Source organism: Psychrobacillus sp. OK028 (genome assembly GCF_900103605.1).
Classification (GTDB): Bacteria; Bacillota; Bacilli; order Bacillales_A; family Planococcaceae; genus Psychrobacillus.
The window spans coordinates 117,621-142,882 of the sequence record NZ_FNHY01000003.1 but is presented as its reverse complement, the minus strand read 5'-3'; the positions used below and the strand labels follow the sequence as shown (position 1 = coordinate 142,882).

At 37.2% G+C, this 25,262-nt stretch carries 19 protein-coding genes; 5 read left to right on the top strand and 14 right to left on the bottom strand.

Annotation, left to right across the window (positions count from 1 at the left end; all coding sequences use genetic code 11):
• Nucleotides 1–4 precede the first annotated feature (4 nt).
• Nucleotides 5–1,489 carry a glutamate synthase small subunit gene (gltD, locus tag BLR36_RS06555; RefSeq protein ID WP_093060934.1) on the bottom strand — a complete coding sequence of 495 codons (1,485 nt, stop codon included), beginning with the start codon at nt 1,487–1,489 and terminating at the stop codon, nt 5–7.
• A gap of 17 nt (nt 1,490–1,506) precedes the next feature.
• On the bottom strand, nt 1,507–6,039 hold the full coding sequence (gene gltB / locus BLR36_RS06550; protein ID WP_093060933.1) for a glutamate synthase large subunit: 4,533 nt from the start codon (nt 6,037–6,039) through the stop codon (nt 1,507–1,509).
• Between the two features lie 121 nt (nt 6,040–6,160).
• On the opposite strand from gltB, the gene BLR36_RS06545 reads away from it, so the two are divergent.
• Nucleotides 6,161–7,063: a LysR family transcriptional regulator gene (locus tag BLR36_RS06545; protein ID WP_093060932.1), complete on the top strand. Its 903-nt coding sequence runs from the start codon at nt 6,161–6,163 to the stop codon at nt 7,061–7,063.
• A 271-nt stretch (nt 7,064–7,334) separates the two neighbouring features.
• Here the strand turns inward: BLR36_RS06545 and BLR36_RS06540 are convergent, their stop codons facing one another.
• From BLR36_RS06540 to pxpA, 3 genes are read right to left on the bottom strand one after another with little or no spacing between them, the layout of a single operon-like run.
• Complete coding sequence (locus BLR36_RS06540) at nt 7,335–8,126, bottom strand: putative hydro-lyase (protein ID WP_093060931.1); 792 nt, start codon at nt 8,124–8,126, stop codon at nt 7,335–7,337.
• Between the two features lie 16 nt (nt 8,127–8,142).
• The gene (locus tag BLR36_RS06535; RefSeq protein ID WP_093060930.1) at nt 8,143–9,363 is read right to left on the bottom strand and encodes an NRAMP family divalent metal transporter; all 1,221 of its coding nucleotides are present in this window, start codon (nt 9,361–9,363) and stop codon (nt 8,143–8,145) included.
• A gap of 12 nt (nt 9,364–9,375) precedes the next feature.
• The gene (gene pxpA / locus BLR36_RS06530) at nt 9,376–10,137 is read right to left on the bottom strand and encodes a 5-oxoprolinase subunit PxpA (RefSeq protein ID WP_093060929.1); all 762 of its coding nucleotides are present in this window, start codon (nt 10,135–10,137) and stop codon (nt 9,376–9,378) included.
• A 257-nt stretch (nt 10,138–10,394) separates the two neighbouring features.
• Here pxpA and pxpB point away from each other — a divergent pair, with 257 nt between their 5' ends.
• Together pxpB and BLR36_RS06520 are read left to right on the top strand one after the other, a co-directional pair.
• Complete coding sequence (gene pxpB / locus BLR36_RS06525; protein ID WP_093060928.1) at nt 10,395–11,123, top strand: 5-oxoprolinase subunit PxpB; 729 nt, start codon at nt 10,395–10,397, stop codon at nt 11,121–11,123.
• Nucleotides 11,120–12,106, top strand: a complete 987-nt coding sequence (locus BLR36_RS06520) for a 5-oxoprolinase subunit C family protein (protein ID WP_093060927.1) — start codon at nt 11,120–11,122, stop codon at nt 12,104–12,106. Before pxpB ends, BLR36_RS06520 begins: the two co-directional genes overlap by 4 nt.
• A 20-nt stretch (nt 12,107–12,126) precedes the next feature.
• Here BLR36_RS06520 and BLR36_RS06515 read toward each other — a convergent pair whose 3' ends face one another.
• From BLR36_RS06515 to BLR36_RS06490, 6 genes are all read right to left on the bottom strand, one after another.
• On the bottom strand, nt 12,127–12,885 hold the full coding sequence (locus BLR36_RS06515) for an IclR family transcriptional regulator (protein ID WP_093060926.1): 759 nt from the start codon (nt 12,883–12,885) through the stop codon (nt 12,127–12,129).
• Between the two features lie 20 nt (nt 12,886–12,905).
• Entirely contained in the window at nt 12,906–13,808 is a 903-nt protein-coding gene (locus BLR36_RS06510; RefSeq protein ID WP_093060925.1) for a DMT family transporter, read from the bottom strand.
• A 533-nt stretch (nt 13,809–14,341) separates the two neighbouring features.
• The gene (locus tag BLR36_RS06505; protein ID WP_093061249.1) at nt 14,342–15,718 is read right to left on the bottom strand and encodes a GntP family permease; all 1,377 of its coding nucleotides are present in this window, start codon (nt 15,716–15,718) and stop codon (nt 14,342–14,344) included.
• A gap of 72 nt (nt 15,719–15,790) precedes the next feature.
• A complete protein-coding gene (gene pdxA, locus BLR36_RS06500; protein ID WP_093060924.1) occupies nt 15,791–16,804 on the bottom strand; it encodes a 4-hydroxythreonine-4-phosphate dehydrogenase PdxA in 1,014 nt (337 codons plus the stop codon).
• Nucleotides 16,805–16,807: 3 nt separating this feature from the next.
• Complete coding sequence (locus BLR36_RS06495; protein ID WP_093060923.1) at nt 16,808–18,109, bottom strand: four-carbon acid sugar kinase family protein; 1,302 nt, start codon at nt 18,107–18,109, stop codon at nt 16,808–16,810.
• Nucleotides 18,110–18,111: 2 nt separating this feature from the next.
• A complete protein-coding gene (locus tag BLR36_RS06490) occupies nt 18,112–18,870 on the bottom strand; it encodes a DeoR/GlpR family DNA-binding transcription regulator (protein ID WP_093060922.1) in 759 nt (252 codons plus the stop codon).
• Nucleotides 18,871–19,101: 231 nt separating this feature from the next.
• Here BLR36_RS06490 and ilvA point away from each other — a divergent pair, with 231 nt between their 5' ends.
• Nucleotides 19,102–20,364 carry a threonine ammonia-lyase IlvA gene (gene ilvA, locus BLR36_RS06485; RefSeq protein ID WP_093060921.1) on the top strand — a complete coding sequence of 421 codons (1,263 nt, stop codon included), beginning with the start codon at nt 19,102–19,104 and terminating at the stop codon, nt 20,362–20,364.
• A 163-nt stretch (nt 20,365–20,527) separates the two neighbouring features.
• Nucleotides 20,528–22,006 (top strand): catalase, encoded by a 1,479-nt coding sequence (locus tag BLR36_RS06480; RefSeq protein ID WP_093060920.1) that lies wholly within the window; start codon nt 20,528–20,530, stop codon nt 22,004–22,006.
• 302 nt (nt 22,007–22,308) lie between these two features.
• On the opposite strand, the gene BLR36_RS06475 is transcribed toward BLR36_RS06480, so the two are convergent.
• Genes BLR36_RS06475 through BLR36_RS06465 form a run of 3 tightly spaced genes read right to left on the bottom strand, consistent with a single transcriptional unit; the run spans nt 22,309 to nt 25,141 of the window.
• Complete coding sequence (locus BLR36_RS06475) at nt 22,309–23,106, bottom strand: ABC transporter ATP-binding protein (RefSeq protein ID WP_093060919.1); 798 nt, start codon at nt 23,104–23,106, stop codon at nt 22,309–22,311.
• Nucleotides 23,099–24,130 (bottom strand): ABC transporter permease, encoded by a 1,032-nt coding sequence (locus BLR36_RS06470; protein WP_093060918.1) that lies wholly within the window; start codon nt 24,128–24,130, stop codon nt 23,099–23,101. Before BLR36_RS06470 ends, BLR36_RS06475 begins: the two co-directional genes overlap by 8 nt.
• Before the next feature lie 18 nt (nt 24,131–24,148).
• On the bottom strand, nt 24,149–25,141 hold the full coding sequence (locus BLR36_RS06465; RefSeq protein WP_093060917.1) for an ABC transporter substrate-binding protein: 993 nt from the start codon (nt 25,139–25,141) through the stop codon (nt 24,149–24,151).
• Nucleotides 25,142–25,262 lie beyond the last annotated feature (121 nt).

Sequence of the window (25,262 nt, the reverse complement as noted above, 5' to 3'; positions counted from 1 at the left end):
CCGGTCATGAAATTATGACCGGTTTTTTTCTAACATATTCATCTACACGTTTTGCTACTTCTTGCCCTTCTTTAATAGCCCAAACAATTAAGCTTTGCCCTCTTCTAGCATCACCAGCTGTAAAGACCCCCTCAACGTTTGTTAAGTAATCTTTAGAGGATGCAGCAATCTTTTTATTTGTAATCCGAACTCCAAATTGATCCGCTAATGTAGTCTCTGGTCCTTCAAAACCAATTGCTATAAATACGAATTGAGCAGGCCATACTTTCTCGCTACCTGGAACTTCTTTAAAATAGTAAAACTCATCTTCTCCTAGAATCTTTTCCATTTGAATCGTATGCAGTTCTTTAACATTTCCATTCGCATCTGCAATGATTTTCTTTGTTTGAATTAAATACTCCCTTGGGTCCTTTCCAAACTTTGCAGCTGCTTCTTCATAAGCATATTCTAGTTTAAAAATAGTTGGATCTGTAGGCCATTGATTATCTTCTGCTCGAGTTACTGGAAGCTGTGGATGCTTACCAAATTGGATTACACTGCGACATTTTTGACGAAGTGCCGTCGCTACACAGTCCGCCCCTGTATCTCCACCACCAATAACGATGACATCTTTACCTTTGGTATTGATAAATTGACCATCCTTAAAATTAGAGTCCAATAAACTCTTTGTAGTGGATGTAAGATAATCCATTGCAAGATGTATCCCATTAGATTCACTGCCCTCCATATGAAGTACACGTTGTTTTTGTGCTCCAATACATAGGATTACCGCATCAAATTGTTCCTTTAATTGCTCTGCCGAAATGTCCACTCCAACTTCTGTATTAAGAACAAAATCAATACCCTCCTGCTGGAGTAAATGAATTCGACGTTCTACAACAGCTTTTTCAAGCTTCATATTTGGAATCCCGTACATGAGTAGTCCCCCTGCTCGGTCTGCTCGTTCGAATACGGTAACTGAATGCCCTGCCTGATTAAGGTCATCTGCACTCGCTAGACCAGCAGGACCAGAGCCAATTATGGCTACCTTTTTACCAGTTCTCGATAGAGGTATTCTTGGGATGATCCAGCCATTCTCAAACCCTTTATCAATAATAGTTCGCTCAATATTTTTAATCGATACCGCTGGATCTGAAATTGCCAGGGTACATGAACCTTCACAAGGAGCTGGACAAACTCTTCCAGTAAATTCTGGAAAATTATTAGTCATTAGCAATCGTTCTAATGCTTCCTCCCATTTCCCTCTGTAGACTAGATCATTCCATTCGGGAATTAGATTATTTATAGGACAACCAGAAGTTGCCCCTCTTACCTCATATCCCATATGACAAAACGGAGTTCCACAGTCCATACATCTTGCCCCTTGTTTTTGTAGCGAATCATCCGACAATTTAGAAGAATATTCCTTCCAGTTATTAATACGTTGGAGAGGGGCCATCTCTTTACCTTTTTCACGCTTAAATTCCATAAATCCTGTAGGTTTTCCCATAAGTATCTCCCCTCTCCTTATTTTTTTGCTAGCGCTTTCGTTTCTTCATTGTTCCCATTTGAAGTTGCTAAAAAGGCTTGCATAGCAGCAGCATCGTCTGTTAAACCTTGCACTTTAAATGACTGGATTTTATCCAGCATTTTTTTATAATCATTTGGTACAACCTTTACAAACCGACTAGATGCTTCATCCCAGTTATCCAATAAATTCATTGCTTTTGTACTTTTAGTGTAATAATAATGATCCATTATTAATTGGCGTACAGCATGTAACTCATCTGAAGTTTGTATTTGCTCAAATCCAATCATTTCTGTATTACATTTTTCTTTAAGCCCGTTCACATCATCCACAAGTATATACGCAATTCCACCAGACATTCCTGCGCCGAAATTTTTTCCTACATCCCCTAAAATTACAGCGCGGCCACCTGTCATATATTCACAGCCATGGTCACCAATACCTTCAACGACAACATCTACTCCACTATTTCGAACCGCAAAGCGCTCGCCAGCACGTCCGTTTATAAATGCAGTTCCGCTTGTTGCTCCGTAAAGGGCAACATTCCCGGCGATAACATTTTGTTCTGTCATGCCTTGAATAGGTGCTGTAACTATTAGCTTCCCACCAGATAATCCTTTTCCAAAATAATCATTTACATCGCCTGTAATATACATCGTCATTCCCTTGGGAACAAATGCACCAAAGCTTTGACCTGCTGCCCCAGTAAACCTTAAAACGATGGAATCATCAGCTAACCCTCTTGAACCATATTGTTTGGAAATTTCACTTCCAATTACTGTTCCTACAACACGGTTTCTATTAGTTATCGGGAAATTGAGTTCTGCCTTAGATTGACTTTCTATTGTTTTTTTCAGTTTAGGAAGTAAAATTTTCATATCAAATGATTCGTCAATTTTATGATCCTGTTTTGTTTTCCAAGTTCTCGGACCCTTAGCTTGATACAAAAAAGAATCTAAGTTTAGTTGTTTGGCCTTCCAATGCGATTTAGCACGTTCGCTAACCTCTAACACATCAGTTCGACCAACCATTTCTTCCACCGTTCTAAATCCTAGTAATGCCATGTATTCTCTAACTTCTTCCGCTACAAATTTCATGAAGTTAACTACATAATCTGCAGTTCCTGTAAATTTATCACGTAGTTCTGGATTTTGCGTGGCAATTCCTACGGGACAAGTATCTAAATGACATGCACGCATCATAATACAGCCCATTACAATTAGTGGTGCCGTTGCAAACCCGTACTCTTCGGCACCGAGTATAGCTGCCATTACAACATCTTTACCTGTCATTAATTTACCATCCGTTTCTAACACTACGCGATCTCGCAAGCCATTCAACATTAACGTTTGATGTGCTTCAGCAAGTCCTAGCTCCCATGGAAGCCCTGTATGTTTAATGCTCGTTTTAGGTGAGGCCCCAGTTCCTCCATCATATCCACTAATTACAATGACATCAGCCGCTCCTTTTGCTACACCAGCTGCAATTGTGCCTACTCCAGATTTTGCAACAAGTTTAACACTAATCCTAGCTGCTCTATTGGCATTTTTTAAATCATGTATTAATTGAGCCATATCCTCAATGGAATAAATATCATGATGTGGAGGTGGAGAAATTAGACCAACCCCGGTTGTTGAACCACGGACATCCGCAATCCATGGATATACTTTGTTGCCTGGTAATTGACCACCTTCTCCAGGTTTTGCACCTTGAGCCATTTTAATCTGTAATTCATTTGCTTGAACGAGATAATGGCTTTTTACACCAAATCGGCCAGATGCAATTTGTTTAATAGCACTACGTCGATTGTCCCCATTTGCATCCAGATCATACCGACTTGGGTGTTCTCCGCCTTCTCCACTATTGCTTTTCCCACCGATTCGGTTCATCGCGATAGCCAAGGTTTCGTGCGCTTCTTGGCTAAGTGAACCATATGACATGGCACCTGTTTTAAAACGTTTAACTATTTTATCAACAGATTCTACTTCCTCTAGTGGAATTCTTTTTATCCCTTTTTTAAAAGTGAGTAGATTTCTTAAGAATCCAATGCGCTCTTCATTGGCCATTTCTGCATATTGTCTATATAACCCATAATCACCTCTTCTAGTTGCCCATTGAAGCGTATGAATCGTTTTAGGATTAAAGGCATGATGTTCTCCCGTACTTCTCCACTGAAAATCACTTCCTGATTCTAATGAAGTAACTGAAGAAGTAACTGCTTGTTCATGTCTATTGATAGCTTCCTTCGCAATTGTATCTAAATCAATTCCTCCAAGTTGGGAAACTGTACCAGTAAAATAACGCGCAATTACGTCCTTACTAATACCAACAGCCTCAAAGATTTGAGCTCCACGGTAACTTTGGACGGTGGAAATCCCCATCTTAGACATTACTTTTACAACACCATCCGCTATTCCTTTACTATATTTAGCAACTGCTTCTGAATAACTACTTGATATATGTCCATCTTGTACAGCTTCTCCAATCGTTGCATAAGCCAGATAAGGATTGATCGCATCTACACCAAATCCAATGAGGGTAGCAAACTGATGTACCTCGCGCACTTCACCAGACTCCACAATAATACTAACTTTCGTCCGATTTCCGGTTCGCAGTAAATACTGATGTATATGACTTGCTGCTAATAAAACCGGAATTGTATGCAGCTGTTCTGAAATTTGTCTATCCGAAAGTATGAATAAGGAAGTTCCTTGTTCTATCAACTCATCCACTTTTTTAGAAAGAATGTCTAAATCGAATTCTAAACATTCAGACATATTAAGTTGGAGTACGGCACTAGTAAAGTGCTCTATATTGTTCTCTTTTAAAAGTGCTAATTGACTATTTGTTAAGACAGGTGTATCTAGGAATATCCTTTTTGCATTAGAAGAATTCGGATGTAGTAGATCTCCTTCAGCCCCAAGTAGTGTCATCGTTGAAGTTACAATATGTTCCCTAATCGAATCAATCGGAGGATTAGTAACTTGGGCAAAAAGCTGTTTAAAATAATTGAATAACGACTGCGGACGATCAGATAACACAGCTAAGGGCGTATCGTTCCCCATCGACCCGATGGGATCCTTACCTTCAATCGCTATCGGAATCATATACTTATGCACATCTTCATACGTATAACCAAATGCTTTTTGACGGAATAACAAATCATCCAGCTGTTCTACTTTTTCTTCTGTTATAGGAAGCTTATACATATTTTCTGTGAGCCATAGTTGATATGGGTGACCTGTTGCTATTTCTGTTTTTATTTCTTCGTCAGAAATTATTCTTCCTTGCTCCAGATCAACTAACAGCATTCTTCCAGGGCTTAGACGTTCTTTATACAAAATATTCTCTTCATCTATGTCCACTACTCCAACTTCAGAGGAAAACACAATATAATCGTCTTTTGTTACAAAATATCGTGCTGGCCTTAATCCATTACGATCTAAAATGGCACCTATCTGTTTTCCGTTTGTAAAGGAAATTGCGGTTGGACCATCCCACGGTTCCATTAAACTGCTATGATATGCATAGAAAGCTTTCTTTTCTTTCGTAATATGTGGATTCTCAGTCCACGGCTCTGGTATAAGCATCATAGCGGTGTGAGCAGGTGTTCTACCAGCTAAAACAAATAATTCAAATGCATTGTCCAACATAGAAGAATCACTACCATTTGTATCGATAATTGGAAGCAACTTAGCTAAGTCATCACCAAAACCTCTTGAAACAAATTGTTTTTCTCGAGCTTTCATCCAGTTGATATTGCCGCGTAATGTGTTGATTTCACCGTTGTGAACAATATAGCGATTAGGGTGTGCTCGCTCCCAGCTCGGAAACGTATTAGTACTATATCGAGAATGAACAAGTGAAAACGCAGAAGTAAATAATTCGTCCTGCAAATCGACATAAAACAAATCGACCTCTTCGGGAGTTAACAGTCCTTTATACACAATCGTTTGATTAGAAAAGCTGGCACAATAAAATTTCAGACTTTGAAGTTCAGCCCAATGTTCTGCTTGTTTGCGTATGATATATAATTTACGTTCAAAAGCCAATGATTCCATTTCATCATTTGACTTGATGAAAACTTGGCGAACGAATGGTGCAGTTTCCTTGGCTTTATCACTTAAACCACTTACATCGATTGGCACAGTTCTCCATCCGATAAGCACTTGCCCTTCCCCAGCTATCAATTCGTTTATTTTTTGTTCAATTAGTTTGCGCTCGTTAGAATCATTTGTAAAAAATAACATACCGACTCCGTATTTACCCTTTTCCGGTAAATCCCATTCGTTACATACAACACGAAAAAAGATGTCAGGTATTTGAACCATTAATCCAGCCCCATCACCTGTTTTCCCATCACCGCCTCTTCCAGCGCGATGCTCTAAGCGACATAACATCTCAAGTCCTTTTTTTACAATATCGTGTGTTGCATTACCTTTTATATGTGCGTATAAACCTATCCCACATGCGTCATGTTCAAAAGTCGGATCATACATACCTTGTGCTTGCGGTAGTTGGTGAAATGTCATGTTTATACCTCCTTTTAAACTAAAAAAATATCATAGGAATATTGTATGTTTTCAAAATAATATAAACAATATATAATTTGGATATAAATCATCTAATTTTGAGATAGATAAGGAGAATTCGATGGAACTACGCCAATTGAGGTACTTTATAGAAGTTGCAGAAAGAGAGCATATTTCGGATGCTTCTGTCCATTTACATGTTGCACAGTCAGCAGTTAGTAGACAAATAGCGAATCTTGAGGATGAGCTAGGAGTTCAATTATTCGAGCGAATTGGTAGAAATGTGAAGCTTACACCTATAGGAAAGATTTTCTTAGAGCATACCCTATCTGCAATCCAAGCCATTGATTTCGCAAAGAATCAAATTGATGATTATTTAAATCCTGAAAAAGGAACGATTAAAATCGGTTTTCCAACCAGTTTAGCAGGACACTTATTACCAACCGTTATTTCTGCGTTTAAGAAAGAACATCCAAATGTTGCTTTTCATTTGCGCCAGGGATCATACAACTATTTAATAGAAGCTGTTAAGCAACGGGAGCTTAACTTAGCATTTTTAGGTCCTCTCCCACCTAAAGATAGTAATCTGAATAACACCATACTTTTTACGGAAAATTTCTCTATTCTAGTAAATGTAAACCATCCTTTTGCTAATAGAGATAGAATTCCTCTTATAGATTTACGAAATGAAGATTTTGTACTTTTTCCTGAAGGCTATATAATGCAAAAGTTAGTAGTCGAAGCATGTAACTCGGTCGGCTTCTCCCCTAAAGTTTCTTCCGAGGGAGAAGATATGGATGCTATTAAAGGATTAGTCTCTGCGGGAATTGGACTAACACTGTTACCAGAAAGCACTTTTTATGATTCTACCCCGAGATTCACGAAGAAGATCCCGATTGAGTTGCCTAATATACGAAGAACCGTTGGAATAATAAGCCCAGCTACACGAAATCTATCACCTTCCGAAAAAGTTTTTCATGATTTTGTCATTCATTTCTTCTCGTTACTTGGGCAATACCAATAGTAAACTTCAAAAACCTAGATAATTCGTTAATTTCCGATACGGTCGCAAGCTTTCCGCGGGCTTGTCTCCAGCCTGAAGTCTCTTCCGCTTGCTTTCCCAATTGAGTCGTCGCCCTGCGCTCCAATCAAAAATGATGATAGCTATTCGCTCAACTTGCAAACGTCCAAATGTAACGGAAAATATAGGATTATTCATTGTTACTAGTATCTAAAAAAATGCTGTTCATGGCTACCGGCATGAACAGCATTTTTTGTAATTATGGATTTACTTATTATAGAACACTAAGTTGTTCGTCCTTCAGATCACTAATGAACATACATCCTGGTGCATGTGTAATCATAATCGAAGGTTTACTTTGCATGGCCACTGCTTGAGGTGTAACTCCACAAGCCCAAAACACTGGAATCTCCCCATCTTTTATCGTAACCGAATCTCCAAAATCTGGATTCGATATATCAGCTATTCCAATTTGACTTGGATCACCAATATGGATTGGCGCACCATGTACTCCCGGAAATTTGGACGTAATTTGAATGGCTCTAATTGCATCTACCGAGGTCATAGGTCTCATACTTACAACAGTCGGCCCTTCAAAAATGCCTGCTTTTGCACAAGCGATATTCGTCTTATACATAGGTACATTACAGTTTTCATCAATATGTCTAATTGAGATACCTGCTTCTAGTAACGGTGTTTCAAAAGTGAAGCTACAACCAATGAGAAAAGCCACCATATCATTCTCCCAATAATCTGTTATATCCGTTACTTCTTTAATATAAACGCCATCTTTGTATATTCGATATTTAGGGATATCAGTTCGAATATCGGCATCTCTAGCTATTGAATTAGGAACAAAAGAACCGACATCAGTCACGTCTATCAAAGGACAAGATTTTGGATTTCGCTGACAGAACAGCAGGAAATCATAAGCATATTCTTTTTTTAATATTGCTAAATTTGCTTGTGTATATCCTTTTGACATTCCAGCTGTAGGACCAGTTATTTTTCCAACTCTTATCAATTCACGTATATTACTAGGTAGCATAGAATTATAGTTATTCATTTAATCACACTCCTTACTATTTGAAAAGCAGTGGAATTTGTTCGATAAGCGTCATAATACCTAAAACACCCATAACTATCGTTACCATTCCCCCACCGATTGCCATCCAAAGAGGATGTTTATATTCTCCCACAACTTCTTTTTTATAAGCTCCTATTAATAAAGTACCTAATGCTAATGGTAAAATTAATGCATTAAGTGCACCAACTAATAGTAGGACGTTAACAGGTTTTCCTATAAATGCAAAAGTAAAAGTAGATACAATAATAAATAATATAATTACCCAATTATGATATTTTTCGATCATTGGATGGAATGAGCGAATAAACGAAACGGAAGTATAAGCTGCCCCTACAACGGAAGTAATAGCTGCTGCCCACATGATTACACCAAATATTCGATAACCAATTTCACCTGCTGCTAGATTAAAAACAGATGCAGGTGGATTCGCTGGATCAATTAACAGCCCCTGTGAAACTACGCCAAGTACAGCGAGGAATAAAGCAACACGCATAATACCGGTTACTGCAATTCCCGTCACCGAACTCTTCGTTACATCTGGAATCGATTCAATTCCTTTTACACCTGCATCTAGTAATCTATGGCCACCGGCAAAAGTAATATATCCACCGACAGTACCACCAACCAATGTAACGATTGCAAAGATACTAATCTCTGTTGGGACAAATGTTCTAACAATCGCTTCTCCAACTGGAGGTGAAGTTGTAAATGCTACATATAGCATAAGTAATATCATCACAAAGCCCGCAACTTGAGCCACTTTATCCATTGCTTTTCCTGCTTCTTTAACGATAAATATGAAAATAGCAAACATTGCACTTATTACCGCACCAGTAATCGGATCAATCCCTAGCATAGCGTTCAATCCTAGACCAGCACCCGCAACGTTTCCTATATTAAAAGCCAATCCACCCATCACAATGAGAATCGCTAAAAACACACCTAGTCCAGGTAATACCTTATTTGCAATCTCTTGTCCACGAAGACCAGAAACCGTAATAATTCGCCAAATATTTAATTGGGCAAATACATCTAATATCAATGAAATTAAAATAACAAATCCAAAACTTGCTGCCAATTGTTGTGTAAAAACGGTTGTTTGTGTTAAAAACCCTGGTCCAATTGATGAAGTTGCCATAAGAAATGCAGCACCAAGTAATACACTATTAGTGGCTTTCTTGTTATTGTTCAATGGTAAAGTATTCTTTTTTGACATCTTTCTCTCCCCCTAGTCCATTAATGAAGAAACAGTAATATTGTTACTCACTAACGTTTCTTTAATCTGTTGTGCAAATGACACAGCATGTTCTCCATCCCCATGAATACAAACTGTATCTGCTTTTATCACTACTTCTGTATTTTGTTGAGAAATTACTTTACCTTCTTTAATCATTTTGACAACTTGTTCAACGGATTTATGCGTATCAGTTATTAATGCATCTGCCTGTTGACGAGAAGTCAAAGTTCCATCTGCTTGGTAAGTACGATCAGCAAAAACTTCGTGAGCTGTTTGTAAGCCAATTCTTTCTCCTGCTGCAGGTAGTTCACTATTTGCAAGTCCAAAGAGAATTATGGAAGAATCCACATCATAAACTGCTCTTGCTATAGCCTCTGCAAGCTCTTTGTTTTTCGCTGCCATATTGAATAATGCTCCATGGGGTTTTACATGCTGCATCTTTTCACCAAATGTTGCTAAAAATGCTTGTAAAGCTCCTATCTGATAAACAACCATGTCGTATGCTTCTTGAGTAGAGATATTCATCTCTCTACGACCAAAGCCATTCAAATCTGGCAATCCTGGATGCGCGCCAATTTTCACATTGTTATCCAATGCTAGTTTTACTGTTTCTCGCATAACACTTGGATCACCAGCGTGAAATCCACATGCAATATTTGCTGATGTAACATATTTTAATATTTCTTTTTGTTCACCTAATTTATAACGGCCAAAGCTTTCTCCTAAATCGCAATTTAAATCTACTTTAAACATCTATTAGCCCCTCCTTAGACCTAAATAAAGATTCTAACCTCATTTGTTCCGAATTATGGAACATGAGTTTTGAAACTTAAAAAAAGTTTACCACAGTTTGATTTTTCTGAATAGATATTATTTTAATTATCGTATATTTATATAAATCGAGAAAACAAAACTTGTAATTTAATTTTAGACAATTATAATAATTTATGTAATTCGTTTTTAAGAACTCTAGTACCATAATTCGAAACTAAAGGAGTTGTTTACATGCTATGAAGTCATCACAATTAGAAGTTAACATTAAACCTTTAGGCGATTCAGCACTGATTATTCAGCTTGGAGAAGGAATAAATCTTACACTACACCAACAAGTGAAAAGTCTCTCAGCGATAATTTCCAGTAGACCCTTTGAGGGGATAATAGAATTTGTGCCTGCTTATAATAATATAACTGTTTACTATAATCCCTTTTTAGTGCATAATTCACACCCCGGTTCGAATAGCGCTTACGATAAAGTTAGTGGACATATTAAGAAAATATCAAAACAGATTAAATTGGATAAAAAAACCGATGCAAGAATTGTAACTATTCCAGTTTGCTATGGAGGTCAATTTGGTCCTGACTTAGTGAATGTAGCAGCATTAAATAATCTATCCGTAGAAGAAGTTATTACTATTCATACAAGTAGTGAATGTTTGGTTTATATGTTGGGATTTGCGCCGGGATTTCCTTTTATGGGCGGTATGGACGAGCGAATAGCAACCCCTAGAAGAGAAACTCCGAGATTAAAAATACCTCGAGGATCTGTAGGTATAGCTGGTAAACAAACTGGAATTTATTCGTTGGAAACACCAGGAGGATGGCAAATTATTGGTGGGACTCCACTTGATTTATTCCTCCCAAAAGAGAATCCTCCCACTCTGTTGCAAGCAGGCGATCAAATCAGATTTGTATCCATTACGCCGGAGGAATATTTAGCATACGAGGAGTTAAAGACATGAGTATAAAAATTCTTCACCAAGGACTTATGACTACCATTCAGGATTTAGGTAGATATGGCTCACAAAAGTTTGGTGTAATAGTTGGAGGTGCAATGGATTCCTATTCATTGAGGCTTGGCAATCTATTAGTAGGTAATATGGAAAATGAGGGAGCCCTTGAAATAACACTTTACGGGACGACTCTTCAATTTGAGAAAGAAACGCTGATCGCCATAACCGGTGGCGACTTCTTACCCACTATTAATGGTATCCCAGCACCATTATGGAGCCCAATAGTTGTCATGAAAGACTCTATTTTAAAATTTAATACAGCCATTAAAGGGAGTCGAGCTTACGTAGCAATAGCTGGGGGAATTGATATTCCTGAAGTGATGGGTAGTAAAAGTACATATCTTCGCGCTAGTATAGGAGGATTTAAAGGGAGAGCGCTACAAAAAGGAGATGTTCTTCCTTTATTACATTCCAATAACTTAGAAAACGAGAATCCAATAACATACAACAATAACGCTGACAATTGGAGCATAAATTATAATGAGTTGATAAACTTTAGCAAACATCAAGAAATTCGAGTAATTAAGGGTACGGAATTTGATCGGTTCGATTTAGAAAGTCAACATAAGCTCTGGATGGAGATTTTTACTGTATCTATACAGTCTGATCGAATGGGTTATCGCTTAGAGGGAACTTCTCTTTCCCTGTCGGAAAAATTTGAACTGCTGTCGGAAGGTGTAACATTTGGCACAATTCAGATACCACCTAGTGGACAGCCAATCATACTCATGGCTGATAGACAAACAACTGGTGGATACCCTAAGATTGGTCAAGTTATTTCTGCAGATTTGCCTACGCTAGCACAACTTCAACCCACAGCTACTATCCAATTTAAAGAAGTCACATTAGAAGAAGCTGAACATGCATTTATTCAAAATGAACGAAAGATAAATCTTATTAAAAAAGCGATTAATTATAAACAAAAAAACTAAATTTAAAACCTCCTCAATTTTTATTGAGGAGGTTTTCTGTATCCTAGCTTTCTAGAAATTTCATCAGCAGCATTCATTACTTTTTTTGAGTAAAAATCAATGTTATCATTTTGGTAATTTGCTTCAATACCTGCAATACTTAATCCCCCAATTACTTCTCCTTTATAATCAAAAATTGGAGCTGCAATTGCAGACGTATAATCCTCTAATTCAGAATGGCTAATTGTATATCCATTTATCCGTGCATCTCTTATAGTCTTTAATAATTTTTCTTTTGTTGTTATTGTACCCGACGCAATTTTATCCAGCTCAACTTTATTTAGATAAGTTTCTATTTCTTGATCAGTTAAAAAGGATAAAATAACTCTAGCACATGCACCAGCATAAAGCGGACTTCTTCTACCGATAGCAGTATACAAACGAACTTTTTGATAGATGTCCACTTTTTCAATATAAATTGTTTCATCACCTTGACGGATGATTAGGTTTATTGCTTCTTTAAGTTCTTTATGTAATTCTTGCATAATATTATAAGCAATTTGTCTTAGGTTTAATCGGGAAGCTACAAGGTTCCCATAGGTTAGAAACAATAATCCTAAACGATATTTTGAATCATTTCCTTTTTCAACGAATCCCATTTCTTCCAATGTAAGAAGCATTCTATAGACAGAAGTTTTCGGTATCATAGACAGTTCGATTATCTCTTGAAAAGTCAGTTCATGGTGTTCAAGAAACAAGGTTAAGATGTCCATTGAACGAACTACGGTCTTATTCTTCATATACTCACCTTCAGTTTTAATTATTTACCCATTTTACGATAATCTATAAGTTTCTTTTTGCTTCTATAGTTTACTATAAAAATACTCAATCCAACCATAATTAGACCAAGAACAAGCAAATATGTAACTGGCTCATCAAGGAATACTGCTCCTAGGATTACCGCGATAATTGGCACCATAAACGTAAAGGATCCAACTTTACTAGCTTCACCTTCTCTAATAAGCTTGTAATAAACTAACTGAGCTAGAGGAATTCCTAGGATGGAACCAAAAGTTAATGCACTAATATATTCAGTATTCCAAACGATATCGGAAAAGTTTTCGAAAAAACTACCGAATATGATTAACACAAATCCACCTATAATACACTGCATAGAAACCATCCAGAATGCATTAACTCGATGACTTACTTTCTTAACATAAATAACACCTAATGCCCAAAAAATTGCAGTCATTAAGCCTAGGACTACACCAATTACAGATACATGAAAGGTCAACCCATCCAGGCTTACAATGGCAATTCCAATAAACCCAATTAACAACCCAATAATCTTTCCAGGAGTCATAAATTCGCCTAACCAAATCCACGCAAAGAGACCTAAAAGAACAGGTTGAAAGTACACTAAAATGGAAAATAATCCACCAGGTAAATAATTTAACCCTACTGTTTGAATCCCAAAAAATAAAGCTGTATTTAATAATGCAGAAATACAATAAAAACGCCAATTTTCACGCAACTTTATTTTGTCTCTTTTGTTATATAATATAATTGCTAAAAAAAGCCCTCCAAGTGTAGCCCTCATGCCAGCAAACAATATAGGTGGTGTATATGGTAAAGCAATTTTGTATATTGGCCAACTTGCTCCCCAAACAAAGATCAAAAACAATAGAAGCATCGTTGACTTTTTAAAAACATTTTTCAAACCTATTACTTCCTTTCAATAAATACATCCGATCTTAATAATCACTCTAAAACACTATACACCTTTTAAATAAAAGCATCTATAAAATATTTCTTAAACGCAAAAAAGGACGCTCGCAATGAACGTCCTCTGTCGTAATATTAAACAAAAATATCTGCAATTAATATAGCTATTAGTGAAACACCTCATGCCAATCTTACTAGAACTGACACACAATTATCCGCTTGTGCTGCGGACTTACACTATTACCTTAAAAAACGTTTTTATGATTCTACCCGAGATAAAGGAAAAGGTCCCAATAGAGATGCCAAATATTCGTCCGAAAAAAGTAATTTTCCACGATTTCATCATTCATTTCTTCTCGCTCCTAACAGTAATAGTCAAGAACAAAATGTATGGTTTCTTATGACATTTCCATTCTATAATAAACACAATATTTTATAATAAAAAGTGCTTGCTGTCGCAAACACAAAGAAATAGGATCGCAAACTAAATTGCGATCCCAACTTCTACTTCATTGAATTTATATACTATTAACCAGCAATTGTATTAGCAATCACTAACATGATTAATGCTGTAAACCAAGCTAATGTTGTTGGTACTGACCAAACTAAAATTTGTTCTTTCAATTTAGAAATACCAAGCATACGGTTAACGACCCAGAACATGGAATCATTAAAGTAAGAGAATAACATTGCACCTAGCGCAGCTGCTTGTGCAGCAAGAGCCAAATTAACATCTAAATTTGCAAGAATTGGAGCTGAGATGGAAGCAGCTGTTATCATTGCAACTGTACCACTCCCTTGTATTAAACGTACAATGGATGCGATGAAGAAAGGCACTAATATTGCTGGAAGTGGTAATCCCACAATTATTTCAGCTAGGTAATCACCAGTACCACTCTCACGTAATACAGTACCTAAAGCACCACCAGCACCTGTTACAAGTAAAATAATACCAGCAGTAGTCATGCCTTCTTCCATTCTGTCTAGTGCTTCTTCACGTTTCATGTAATTAGCCAAGCCGTAAATAGCTGCCACTAGCCCTAAAGCCAAGGCAATAATCGGTTGTCCTAAGAATAATACATAATCCCAAGCTCCACCAGTGAACTCTAATGCAGACAAAGTTGTGTTTAAGAAAATTAATATAATAGGTAATAAAATTGGGAAAAAAGATTTAAATAGTGAAGGAAGTTCTTTTTCACGATCAGCAGATGCCGTTAAAAAGTCGTTATACACCATATCAGATGGTTCTTTACGAATAAACCCTTCTCCATTCTCTTCAGGGATTTGATAAATTCTTTTACCAAGCCACTTAGCATATAGGACCCCCACAATTATAATTGGCACAGCAAAAATTAGACCCCAAAAAATCATTTCCCCTATATCAACACCAAAGATCCCTGCAACACCCAAAGGACCAGGTGTTGGAGGCACTGCATGATGAGTGGCTACTAAACCGATAGCAAGAGCAACACCTAAAGTAACAACCGACTTACCAGTCTTACGTGATAAAGACTTAACTAATGGATTTAAAATAACAAAAGCAGAGTCTACAAATATCGGTATCGAAACGATATAACCAGCAATAGCCATCGCCCATTCTTCTTTTTTCTTTCCGACCAAACGGATTAAAGAATATGCAAGTTTTTCTGCTGCTCCAGTAACTTCTAAAATGCGTCCCATCATAACACCTAACCCTACAACAATACCAATTGAAGCTAGAGTATTACCAAAACCAGTAGTAATGGAGTTTACAACTTTAAGTGGTTCCATACCTCCTACCAATCCGGTAATAGATGCAGCAATTATTAAAGCTAAGAATGCATGAATCTTAGTTTTTAAAACAAGTAAAATTAGAACTGTAATACCAATTGCTAAACCCAGTAACATTTGCATTTCTAAAGTCATTCCCATGTAACCCCTTCCATTTCTCTATTTAAAGGAGAAGGAAAGCGATATGCTTTCCTTCATTTAAAATACTTACAATGATTCACGAGTAAATTTTGGTGCATATTCAGCCGCAAGTTTAATACATTCGTACATACTTACTTCAGATGCAATATTTTTCCATGCAATATCAAATGCTGTACCATGATCCACAGATGTGCGTAGGAAAGGAAGACCATTTGTAATAGAAATTGTACGGTGGAAATCCGTCATCTTAGCTGCGATATGACCTTGATCGTGATATAGAGAAAGAACCGCATCATATTTGCCATTTAATGCTTGGAAGAAAACTGAATCTGCCGGTACTGGACCATAAGCATCAATTCCATCAGCTTTCGCAAGCTCAACACCTGGCTTAATTTCTTCTACTTCTTCCATACCGAAGAGACCGCCCTCACCTGAATGTGGGTTTAATCCCGCAACTGCAAGCTTACGATTTTCAACTCCAAGACGTTGTAAAGCTTTGTCACATCTGTTCAAGTAATCACGAACTCTTTCTTTTGTCATTTGTGTGATTGCTTCTGCTACCGACACATGACGAGTCAAGAAGAAAATACGCATTCCTTTTACTTGGAACATAGTTAGTGGATCTGGAGCCCCACCTAAATCCTCTAACATTTCTGTATGTCCGATATATGGAACATTAGCCGCTTTTAACGATTCTTTGTTAATCGGTGTAGTTGCGATAGCTTTAACTTCACCAGCCATTGCAAGTTCCACTGAACGTTTGATAAATTCAAATGCCGCTTGTCCGTTTTGCGCAGAAACTTGTCCTGGTTCGAAATCTTCCATATTGATATTAGCTAAATCGATTACATCAATTGTCCCAAATTCATAAGAACCTGCTGAAGGTGATGTAACTACATTGACCCTTAAATTTACTTCTGTTACTTCAATTGCTTTACGAAGTATGTTCGCATCTCCAACTACTAGAGGTTTACACATTGTATAAAGTTCTTCTTTTGCCAAAGATTTAACAGTAATTTCAGGACCAATACCTGCCGCATCTCCCATAGGAATCGCAATAATTTCTCTAACTGTAGTCATTTCCTAAACACTTCCTTCTTCTTTTTTGTTTGTTAAGAATCTTACACATTTATAGATAGAGTATTTATCCCCTACCATGCCACCTTTAGTGATTACAGGAATGCCATCGAAGGCTCCTCCTATAAAATGACCATACGCAGCTAAAGGAAGTACTTCATCTTGCAAACCGATAGCCTGCGCATCACTAACAGAACATAGAGCAGCTGTCACATCTCCACCACTGGAAAACATTCCATCAATTGTATGTTCTGTTTGGTCAATAACACTTTGAGTAACCCTAGCCAAACCTTCCGTTAAGCGTTTGGCAAGCTTTTCTTCAGTTACCCCTTCCCTAGCAGCAATTTCATTTAAGTTTAATTTCTCTGCTCCAGGAGCATAAGTAGTGATAATCAGAACTTCTTGTTCATCCAGTTTACTAATTGCTTCATTCACCGCACGCTCTATTTCTTCATCCCACGTATTAGTCGTAGATGCTAACGCCTCAGTATTAACATAAACTGGATCAGCATTTTTCTTATCTATTAAGTAATTTAGCTGTCTACCAGTTAATGGAGTTATACTTCCAACTGTAACGATGAATTTGTTCGTTAATACATGTTGATGAGCAATCATACGACTGTATGATGCGGATAATGGACCTGGATCTACTGGTACAAAAACGACACCATCAATAGCAGCCATCGATTCTGCTATATGATCTATCTCTTCATTGGTCACAGCGTCCACAACAATAATTCTATTTCCTGCCTCAATTTGTTTCATCATTTCTAAATGAATACTATTTTTCCCTTTTAATACTCTTCCTAATCCTATATGAGAAACTGGATACTTACTTTGCTCAGTCATAATCGTTGGTACATGAGAAATTGTAATCGGATTCATCGGATCCTTTGCAACATCTGTAGATTCCACAGGTACACCATCTACCAATAAGTACCCGCCAGATACAATTCGTCCTGAATCCGGATAAGAAGTAACGACTACTGCCACACTTTTTTCTCCTAAGGCATCTAATAACGTGTCTGTTTCTACTCCAAGGTTTCCACGTACAGTACTATCGATACGCTTACAAAATACACTAGCACCCCATGTTGAGAGCTGTTCGTATGCACTTAAAACCCTTGTTTGTGCTGCACTAGGTGCACAATATCTACTATCTGTATCTACACTGATGGAGGTAAACCCTCCAATTTTTGGTACTTCCCCGCCAAATACAACGGTAGCACTATTAAACCCGTTTTTAGAGAGTAGCACTCCAGTCGCATTAGCTCCAGTTAGATCATCTGCAATAATTCCAACTTTCATTTTTACACACCCTTTATAAAGCTAGTCATTTCACTGTATAATTCTTCCACTTCTATTGGCAGTGTTTGATCAGTTATTATAGCAGTCACTGAATCTATACTCGCAATTTTAGCAAACGCTTTCTTTCCAAACTTCAGTGCATCTACTACTAGATAAACTGCTTCACTACTATTAATCATCTCTCTTTTAATCGAAGCTTTTTCCAATGTAGCAGAAGTAATTCCTAGAGTTGAATGAACCGCATGTGCACCCAGAAATAAAATATCTACATGGATTTCTTTTAACATGTTTTCTGCGTATGTTCCAAAAACTGCACCAACACCATTTTGTATTTTTCCGCCTAGCATAATGACTTCAACTTTACTATCCATTAATTCCGCAGCAATTTTAATATCATTTGTAACTATCGTAAGATTTTCTTTACCTTTTAAACGTTTGGCAATCTCGAAGTTTGTTGTTCCAGAATCTAGAAATACTTTCATGCCATCTTTTACTAACTTTACTGCTATTTCGGCAATTTCCACTTTCTGTGGGTGAGCCTCTGAAATTTTTTGCAGGTAGCTCTGTTCAGCAATAATAGCCTCGGGTATTGCAGCTCCCCCGTGCGTTCTTATAAGTTTTTTCTGATTTTCTAGTTCATCTAAATCGCGACGAATTGTCATAGCAGAAACATCGAGTAAATTTACTAAATCTATAATCTCGATTTTTCCCTTTCTAGCAAGCTCTTCAAGGATACGTTTCTTTCTTAATACTGGAGTCATACAATTCTCCTTTTTTTATAAAACGTTTACTATGAACATATTATGTTCGATTCAAACATTAATGTCAATATATTTTGTTTAATTTATACATGAGATGTTAAATTCGAACAATTTAATCTTTAAATTTATTAAACTATTTAGAATTATTGGTATTAAACCTAGCGTTTCAGTGATGTAGTGTGTTAAACTATATTAATGATTTTTACAAAAAATTGGAGGTACGTCCCTATTATGCAATTAACAGATACGAAATCTATTCAGGTCGAAAACGTACTTATTGCACATCAGTTTTTAAAAGATGTCGTCTACCATACTCCCTTACAAAAAAACGATTATTTATCTGAAAAATATGGAGCATCTATCTATTTCAAACGGGAGGATTTACAACATGTCCGCTCCTTTAAATTACGTGGCGCTTACTATAAGATTAAAACCATCGAAAAAGTGGCTAAGGAAAAAGGTGTAGTCTGTGCTAGCGCGGGTAATCACGCCCAAGGAGTTGCATACGCATGTGCACAATTAGGAATCATTGCGAAAATTTTCATGCCGCTAACGACACCTTCACAAAAGATAGATCAAGTGAGAATGTTTGGACGTGAATTTGTAGAAATTATTCTAGCTGGAGATACTTTTGATGATTCTGCGGAAAGTGCAACTGCTTACGCGGAGGCAGAGGATAGAATTTTCATACATCCTTTTGATGATCTTGATATTATTGCAGGTCAAGCTACTGTAGCAGTAGAAATTATGAATGATATCGAAGTGCCAATAGATTTTGTTTTTGGAAGCATTGGGGGTGGAGGGTTAATATCTGGACTTTCTACATATGTTAAGAACGTCTCACCATCCACTAAAGTTATTGGAGTAGAGCCTGCGGGTGCTGCTAGTATGAAAGCCGCTTTTAAAAACGAAGGACCTATCATGTTAGATTCAATTGATAAATTTGTAGACGGTGCAGCAGTAAAATGTGTCGGAAATCTTTCCTACGAACTAAGTAAAAAATACGTAGACGATATTGTCCTTGTGCCAGAAGGAAAAGTATGTACAACTATTTTAGATTTATACAACAAACATGCGATTATTGCAGAACCTGCGGGTGCGCTTTCAGTTGCAGCGTTGGACTTTTTTAAAGAAGAGATTAAAGGAAAGTCCGTAGTTTGTGTTATTAGTGGCGGAAACAATGATATTGGTCGTATGCAAGAAATTAAAGAAAAATCTCTAATTTATGAAGGTTTACTATATTATTTCATCGTAAAATTTCCTCAAAGAGCCGGTGCTTTACGCCAGTTTCTTGACAAAGTACTTGGTCCAGATGACGATATTACTACTTTTGAATACACAAAGAAAAATAATAAAGAAAGTGGTCCTGCTCTTGTAGGTATCGAACTGAAAAATAGAAACGACTATTCCGGTATCCTTTCACGCATGAATGAGAATGGTTTTTCTTATAAGGAAGTAAACAAGGACAGTACATTATTTGAATTACTTATATAACTAAAAGCCTTGTAACATCAACGTTTATAACAGTTGGTGTTACATTTTTTATTTCATTAAAATATAATTTTTATAATCTACATACCTCAAATCTAGCAAAATATTTGGCTGTTTGATATAATAATTCTTGTATTATAAATATTCTAATCTAGGGGGAAGTTGAATGACAGAAAATCAAAACAACAACAAATTGACAACTGCAGCTGGTGCACCAGTAGTAGACAATCAAAACTCGCAATCAGCTGGACCACGTGGACCATTATTATTACAAGATGTATGGTTGTTAGAAAAACTTGCTCATTTTGATCGAGAAGTAATACCTGAGCGTCGTATGCATGCAAAAGGATCTGGGGCTTACGGTAAATTCACCGTAACTCATGATATTACTCAGTATACTTCTGCAGCTCTTTTCTCTGAAATAGGAAAAGAAACAGAAATGTTCGTTCGTTTCTCAACTGTAGCTGGTGAACGAGGAGCTGCTGATGCAGAACGTGATATCAGAGGATTTTCTATGCGTTTCTACACAGAGCAAGGTAACTGGGATTTAGTTGGTAACAACACACCTGTTTTCTTCTTCCGTGACCCACTTAATTTCCCGGATTTAAACCATGCAGTTAAACGTGACCCTCGCACGAATATGCGAAGCGCTAATAATAACTGGGATTTCTGGACTTCCCTACCAGAAGCACTTCATCAAGTTACAATCGTAATGAGTGATAGAGGTATCCCTAAGACATACCGTAATATGCACGGTTTTGGTAGCCATACATTCAGTATGATCAACGCTAACAATGAACGCGTTTGGGTGAAATTCCATCTGCGCTCACAACAAGATATCGAAAACTTAACGGACCAAGAAGCGGTTGAAGTTGTTGGAGTAGACCGTGAAAGTCACCAACGTGATCTTTATGATAATATCGAACAAGGTAACTTCCCTAAATGGAAAATGTACATTCAAGTAATGACAGAAGAGCAAGCTAACAACATGCCTTATAATCCATTTGATTTAACAAAAGTTTGGTACAAAAAAGACTTCCCACTAATTGAAGTGGGTGAATTTGAACTTAACCGTAATCCTGAAAACTATTTTGCAGAAGTTGAGCAAGCTGCATTCACACCAGCTAACGTTGTACCTGGTATAAGCTTCTCTCCAGACAAAATGCTTCAAGGTCGTTTATTCTCATATGGAGATGCGCAGCGCTATCGTTTAGGTGTTAACCATCACCAAATTCCAGTAAACTCACCAAAATGCCCTGTACACTCTTTCCATAGAGATGGAGCAATGCGTGTGGATGGAAACAAAGGAGCAACACTTCATTACGAGCCAAACAGCTATGGTCAATGGAAAGCTCAACCACAATATCAAGAACCACGTTTACCACTTCATGGGGACGCTGGCATTTGGGACTTCCGTGAAGATGATGATAATTATTACGAGCAACCGGGTAAATTATTCCGATTGATGAGCCCAGAACAACAAGAAGTTCTTATTGATAACACGGCTCGTAACATGAATGGCGTAGAAGAATTTATCAAGATTCGTCACATTATTCACTGCTACAAAGCTGACCCTGCCTATGGACAAGGACTTGCACAAGCAATGGAAATTCCATGGGGCAACGTCGAAGCTGCAATGGCTTAATATGTAAATCTAAAAGAGGCTGGTCGTAACAGATGTTATGACTAGCCCTTTTTTATTGTTTAAGAAGGATAATACCCTTGGCATGCGGATAACTTTTTACAAGTGAACCTCCCTGTTCAGATTCCAGCGTATAGCTATCTCTAGTCTTCCAGCGCTTTTGGTGAATACTAACTTTTATTGGGAGTTTACTCTCGGTACAGAACAGTTTACTCTTGGTCCCTCCCCTTTTACATGTGTTCATGGTCTTATCCAATTTTTAAGCAAAATAAAAAGAGCAGCTACTTTGCTGCCCTTCTTTTCTTTTAAGAGGTTAATAGTGCTCGGTCACTTGTAAATTTCTCCCCGCGAATGCGTTGGAATTCTTCCATTAGCTTTTCAATCGTTAGATTTTTCTTCTCTTTTTCTTCCACTTCCAAAATAATTTGCCCTTTATCCATCATGATCAAACGGTTACCCAAGTCTAATGCTTGCTGCATATTATGAGTGACCATGAGTGTCGTTAGATTATCTTTTTTGACAAGCTTTTCCGTCAAATTCGTTATTAGTTCTGCACGAGAAGGATCTAGAGCGGCTGTATGTTCATCTAATAATAGAATAGATGGCTTTGTAAATGTAGCCATTAACAGCGATAATGCCTGACGCTCACCACCAGAAAGTAAACCAACCTTTGCATTTAATCGATTTTCTAGATTTAGATGCAAGCTTTCCAGTGAGTGCAGGAAGAATTCTTTTCTTTGCTTATCTACGCCAACCTTTAGGCTTCTTTTTTTATTTCGAGAGTAGGCAATGGCCAGATTTTCCTCAATTGTCATCGTTGGTGCTGTTCCAGACATTGGATCTTGAAACACTCTTCCGATAAAACGTGAGCGTTTAAACTCCGGTAGTTTTGTTACATCATTTCCATCTATCATAATTTGTCCGAAGTCCGGAGAAAGTGCACCGGAAACCATATTTAACATCGTAGATTTACCAGCACCATTACTGCCGATTACCGTAACAAAATCACCAATGTTTAAATGTAAATTTATTTGATCTAATGCAATTTTCTCATCTGCAGTACCTTCATTGAAAATCTTGTTAATATTATTTATTTTAAGCAAGGTTTTCACTCTCCTTACTTTTGATCAATCGTTTAGATTCACGTAAAGCATGTCGTTTTACTTTCCTGCTTTTTTCACGACGTTTTTCAAAATACTGCGGTAAAATTAAAGCAATAATTACAATGACTGCCGTGATAAGCTTCATATCGCCTGGGTCCATTATTTCTACTCGAAGCGCTAAAGCTAAAACGATACGGTAAATAATAGCCCCTGCAATAACAGCAAGCGTCGTTCGAACAATTGTTTTCGTTCCGAAAATCGCTTCCCCAATAATAACGGAAGCAAGACCGATTACAATCATCCCTATACCTAATCCTATATCCGCAGCTTTTGTATATTGCGCTATTAAAGCACCAGAAAATGCAACGAGTGCATTGGAAAGACCTAAACCTAAAATGACAAGTATATCTGTATTCGCAGAAAAGCTACGAATCATCTTTTTATTATCACCGGTAGCTCTAATTGCCAATCCAACTTCTGTTTTTAAGAACCAATCAAAAACCAACTTAATGATAATTATTAAAATAGCTACTATTAATACAGTTCCCCATGTCTTAGGTACGTATTGAATTCCTAATGAAGTCAAGAAACCATTTATAGATTCATCTATACCTAAACTTCCCCACCAGCTATAAAACTGACTAAATAGCGTTTCTGAGTTCATCAAAGGAATATTTGGTCGTCCAACAGAATTTTCAACAGTGAACCCCATTATTCGTAAATTGATGGAATACAAAGCAATCATCATTAATATTCCAGATAGTAACGGGTTGATCTTCCCTTTCGTGTGTAACAGACCAGTCATACATCCTGCTAAGAATCCTGCTAAAATAGCTACTACTGTTGCAATTGCAGGATGATAACCGAGGACAATCATGGCAGCTGCAGTTCCCGCCCCTGTGACAAAACTACCATCAACGGTTAAGTCAGGAAAGTCTAGCACTCGGAATGTCAAATAAACCCCGAGTGCCATAAGTGCATATATAAATCCTTGTTCAACTGAGCCAAAGATTGCTGAAAACATAATACATCAAACTCCTATCTATTCCACAAATTCTGATTCCCATTCATCTTTTACTTCAATTCCAAGGGCATCAACCGTATTTTTATTCAAAACAAATTTTATATTTTGTGGATATTGAACCGGTAATTCTGAGGGAGTGCTTTCCCCTTTTAGAATTTTCACTGCCATTTGACCAGCTTCATAACCGATATCATAGTATTCAAATCCATAAGCTCCTAAGCCGCCACGTTTTACTGAATCGAACTCCCCTACCATCATAGGAAGTTTATGCTCGTTGGCAACTTCTACAACAGATTCCAGCGCCGACACAACTGTATTATCAGTAATAATATATAGAGAATCTACTTTACCAATTAATGATTCGGTTGCTTGCTTTACCTCTGCAGAAGTAGAAACAGAAGCTTCCACTACGTTTAGACCAGCATCAGCCATTTGTTCCTTTACTGCATCCACTTGGGAACGAGAGTTTTGTTCGCCAGAATTAAAGACCATTCCTACATTTTTAGCTCCTAACTCATCCTTCAAGAAAGTAATAGTGCTAGGAATAGCATCAGGCTGTGTATCAACAGTACCAGTTACATTCCCTCCTGGTTTTTCCATTGAATCTACTAGTTCAGCATCAACAGCATTTGTTACAGAAGTAAATACAATTGGAATATCTTCTGTTTGAGCTGCTACTGCTTGAGCACTAGGTGTGGAATTGGCAAATATTAAATCTACCCCAGAGCTTACTAGACTATTAGCAATTGTTGTATTTAAATTATTATCATTTTGTGCATTTTCTTTTTGATATTCGACCTCAAGGCCCGCATCCTCAATCGCTTTTTGGAAACCGTCAAAAGCAGCGTTCAATGAAGGGTGTTCAACTATTTGTGTAACCCCTATTTTAAATATTTTTGTATCCTCGGATCCCGTATTATTTGTTGAAGTGGATTTTTCTCCACCACATGCAGCTAATATTAATACAGCGGCAGATAAAACCATACCAAATTTTTTCTTTTTACTTTTCATCTTTTATAACCCCCATTTATACGTCCAACACATCAGCGATTCAACTCGCTAAAGTATTAAGTAATAGCAATATTACACTGGAAATGGATAATAGTCAATAACATTTTGAATTATTCAACAA

Coding starts and splice junctions, on each gene's coding strand:
- gltD (WP_093060934.1), bottom strand. CDS start 1,489: ATGGGAAAACCTACAGGATTTATGGAATTTAAGCGTGAAAAAGGTAAA.
- gltB (WP_093060933.1), bottom strand. CDS start 6,039: ATGACATTTCACCAACTACCGCAAGCACAAGGTATGTATGATCCGACT.
- BLR36_RS06545 (WP_093060932.1), top strand. CDS start 6,161: ATGGAACTACGCCAATTGAGGTACTTTATAGAAGTTGCAGAAAGAGAG.
- BLR36_RS06540 (WP_093060931.1), bottom strand. CDS start 8,126: ATGAATAACTATAATTCTATGCTACCTAGTAATATACGTGAATTGATA.
- BLR36_RS06535 (WP_093060930.1), bottom strand. CDS start 9,363: ATGTCAAAAAAGAATACTTTACCATTGAACAATAACAAGAAAGCCACT.
- pxpA (WP_093060929.1), bottom strand. CDS start 10,137: ATGTTTAAAGTAGATTTAAATTGCGATTTAGGAGAAAGCTTTGGCCGT.
- pxpB (WP_093060928.1), top strand. CDS start 10,395: ATGAAGTCATCACAATTAGAAGTTAACATTAAACCTTTAGGCGATTCA.
- BLR36_RS06520 (WP_093060927.1), top strand. CDS start 11,120: ATGAGTATAAAAATTCTTCACCAAGGACTTATGACTACCATTCAGGAT.
- BLR36_RS06515 (WP_093060926.1), bottom strand. CDS start 12,885: ATGAAGAATAAGACCGTAGTTCGTTCAATGGACATCTTAACCTTGTTT.
- BLR36_RS06505 (WP_093061249.1), bottom strand. CDS start 15,718: ATGACTTTAGAAATGCAAATGTTACTGGGTTTAGCAATTGGTATTACA.
- pdxA (WP_093060924.1), bottom strand. CDS start 16,804: ATGACTACAGTTAGAGAAATTATTGCGATTCCTATGGGAGATGCGGCA.
- BLR36_RS06495 (WP_093060923.1), bottom strand. CDS start 18,109: ATGAAAGTTGGAATTATTGCAGATGATCTAACTGGAGCTAATGCGACT.
- BLR36_RS06490 (WP_093060922.1), bottom strand. CDS start 18,870: ATGACTCCAGTATTAAGAAAGAAACGTATCCTTGAAGAGCTTGCTAGA.
- ilvA (WP_093060921.1), top strand. CDS start 19,102: ATGCAATTAACAGATACGAAATCTATTCAGGTCGAAAACGTACTTATT.
- BLR36_RS06480 (WP_093060920.1), top strand. CDS start 20,528: ATGACAGAAAATCAAAACAACAACAAATTGACAACTGCAGCTGGTGCA.
- BLR36_RS06470 (WP_093060918.1), bottom strand. CDS start 24,130: ATGTTTTCAGCAATCTTTGGCTCAGTTGAACAAGGATTTATATATGCA.
- BLR36_RS06465 (WP_093060917.1), bottom strand. CDS start 25,141: ATGAAAAGTAAAAAGAAAAAATTTGGTATGGTTTTATCTGCCGCTGTA.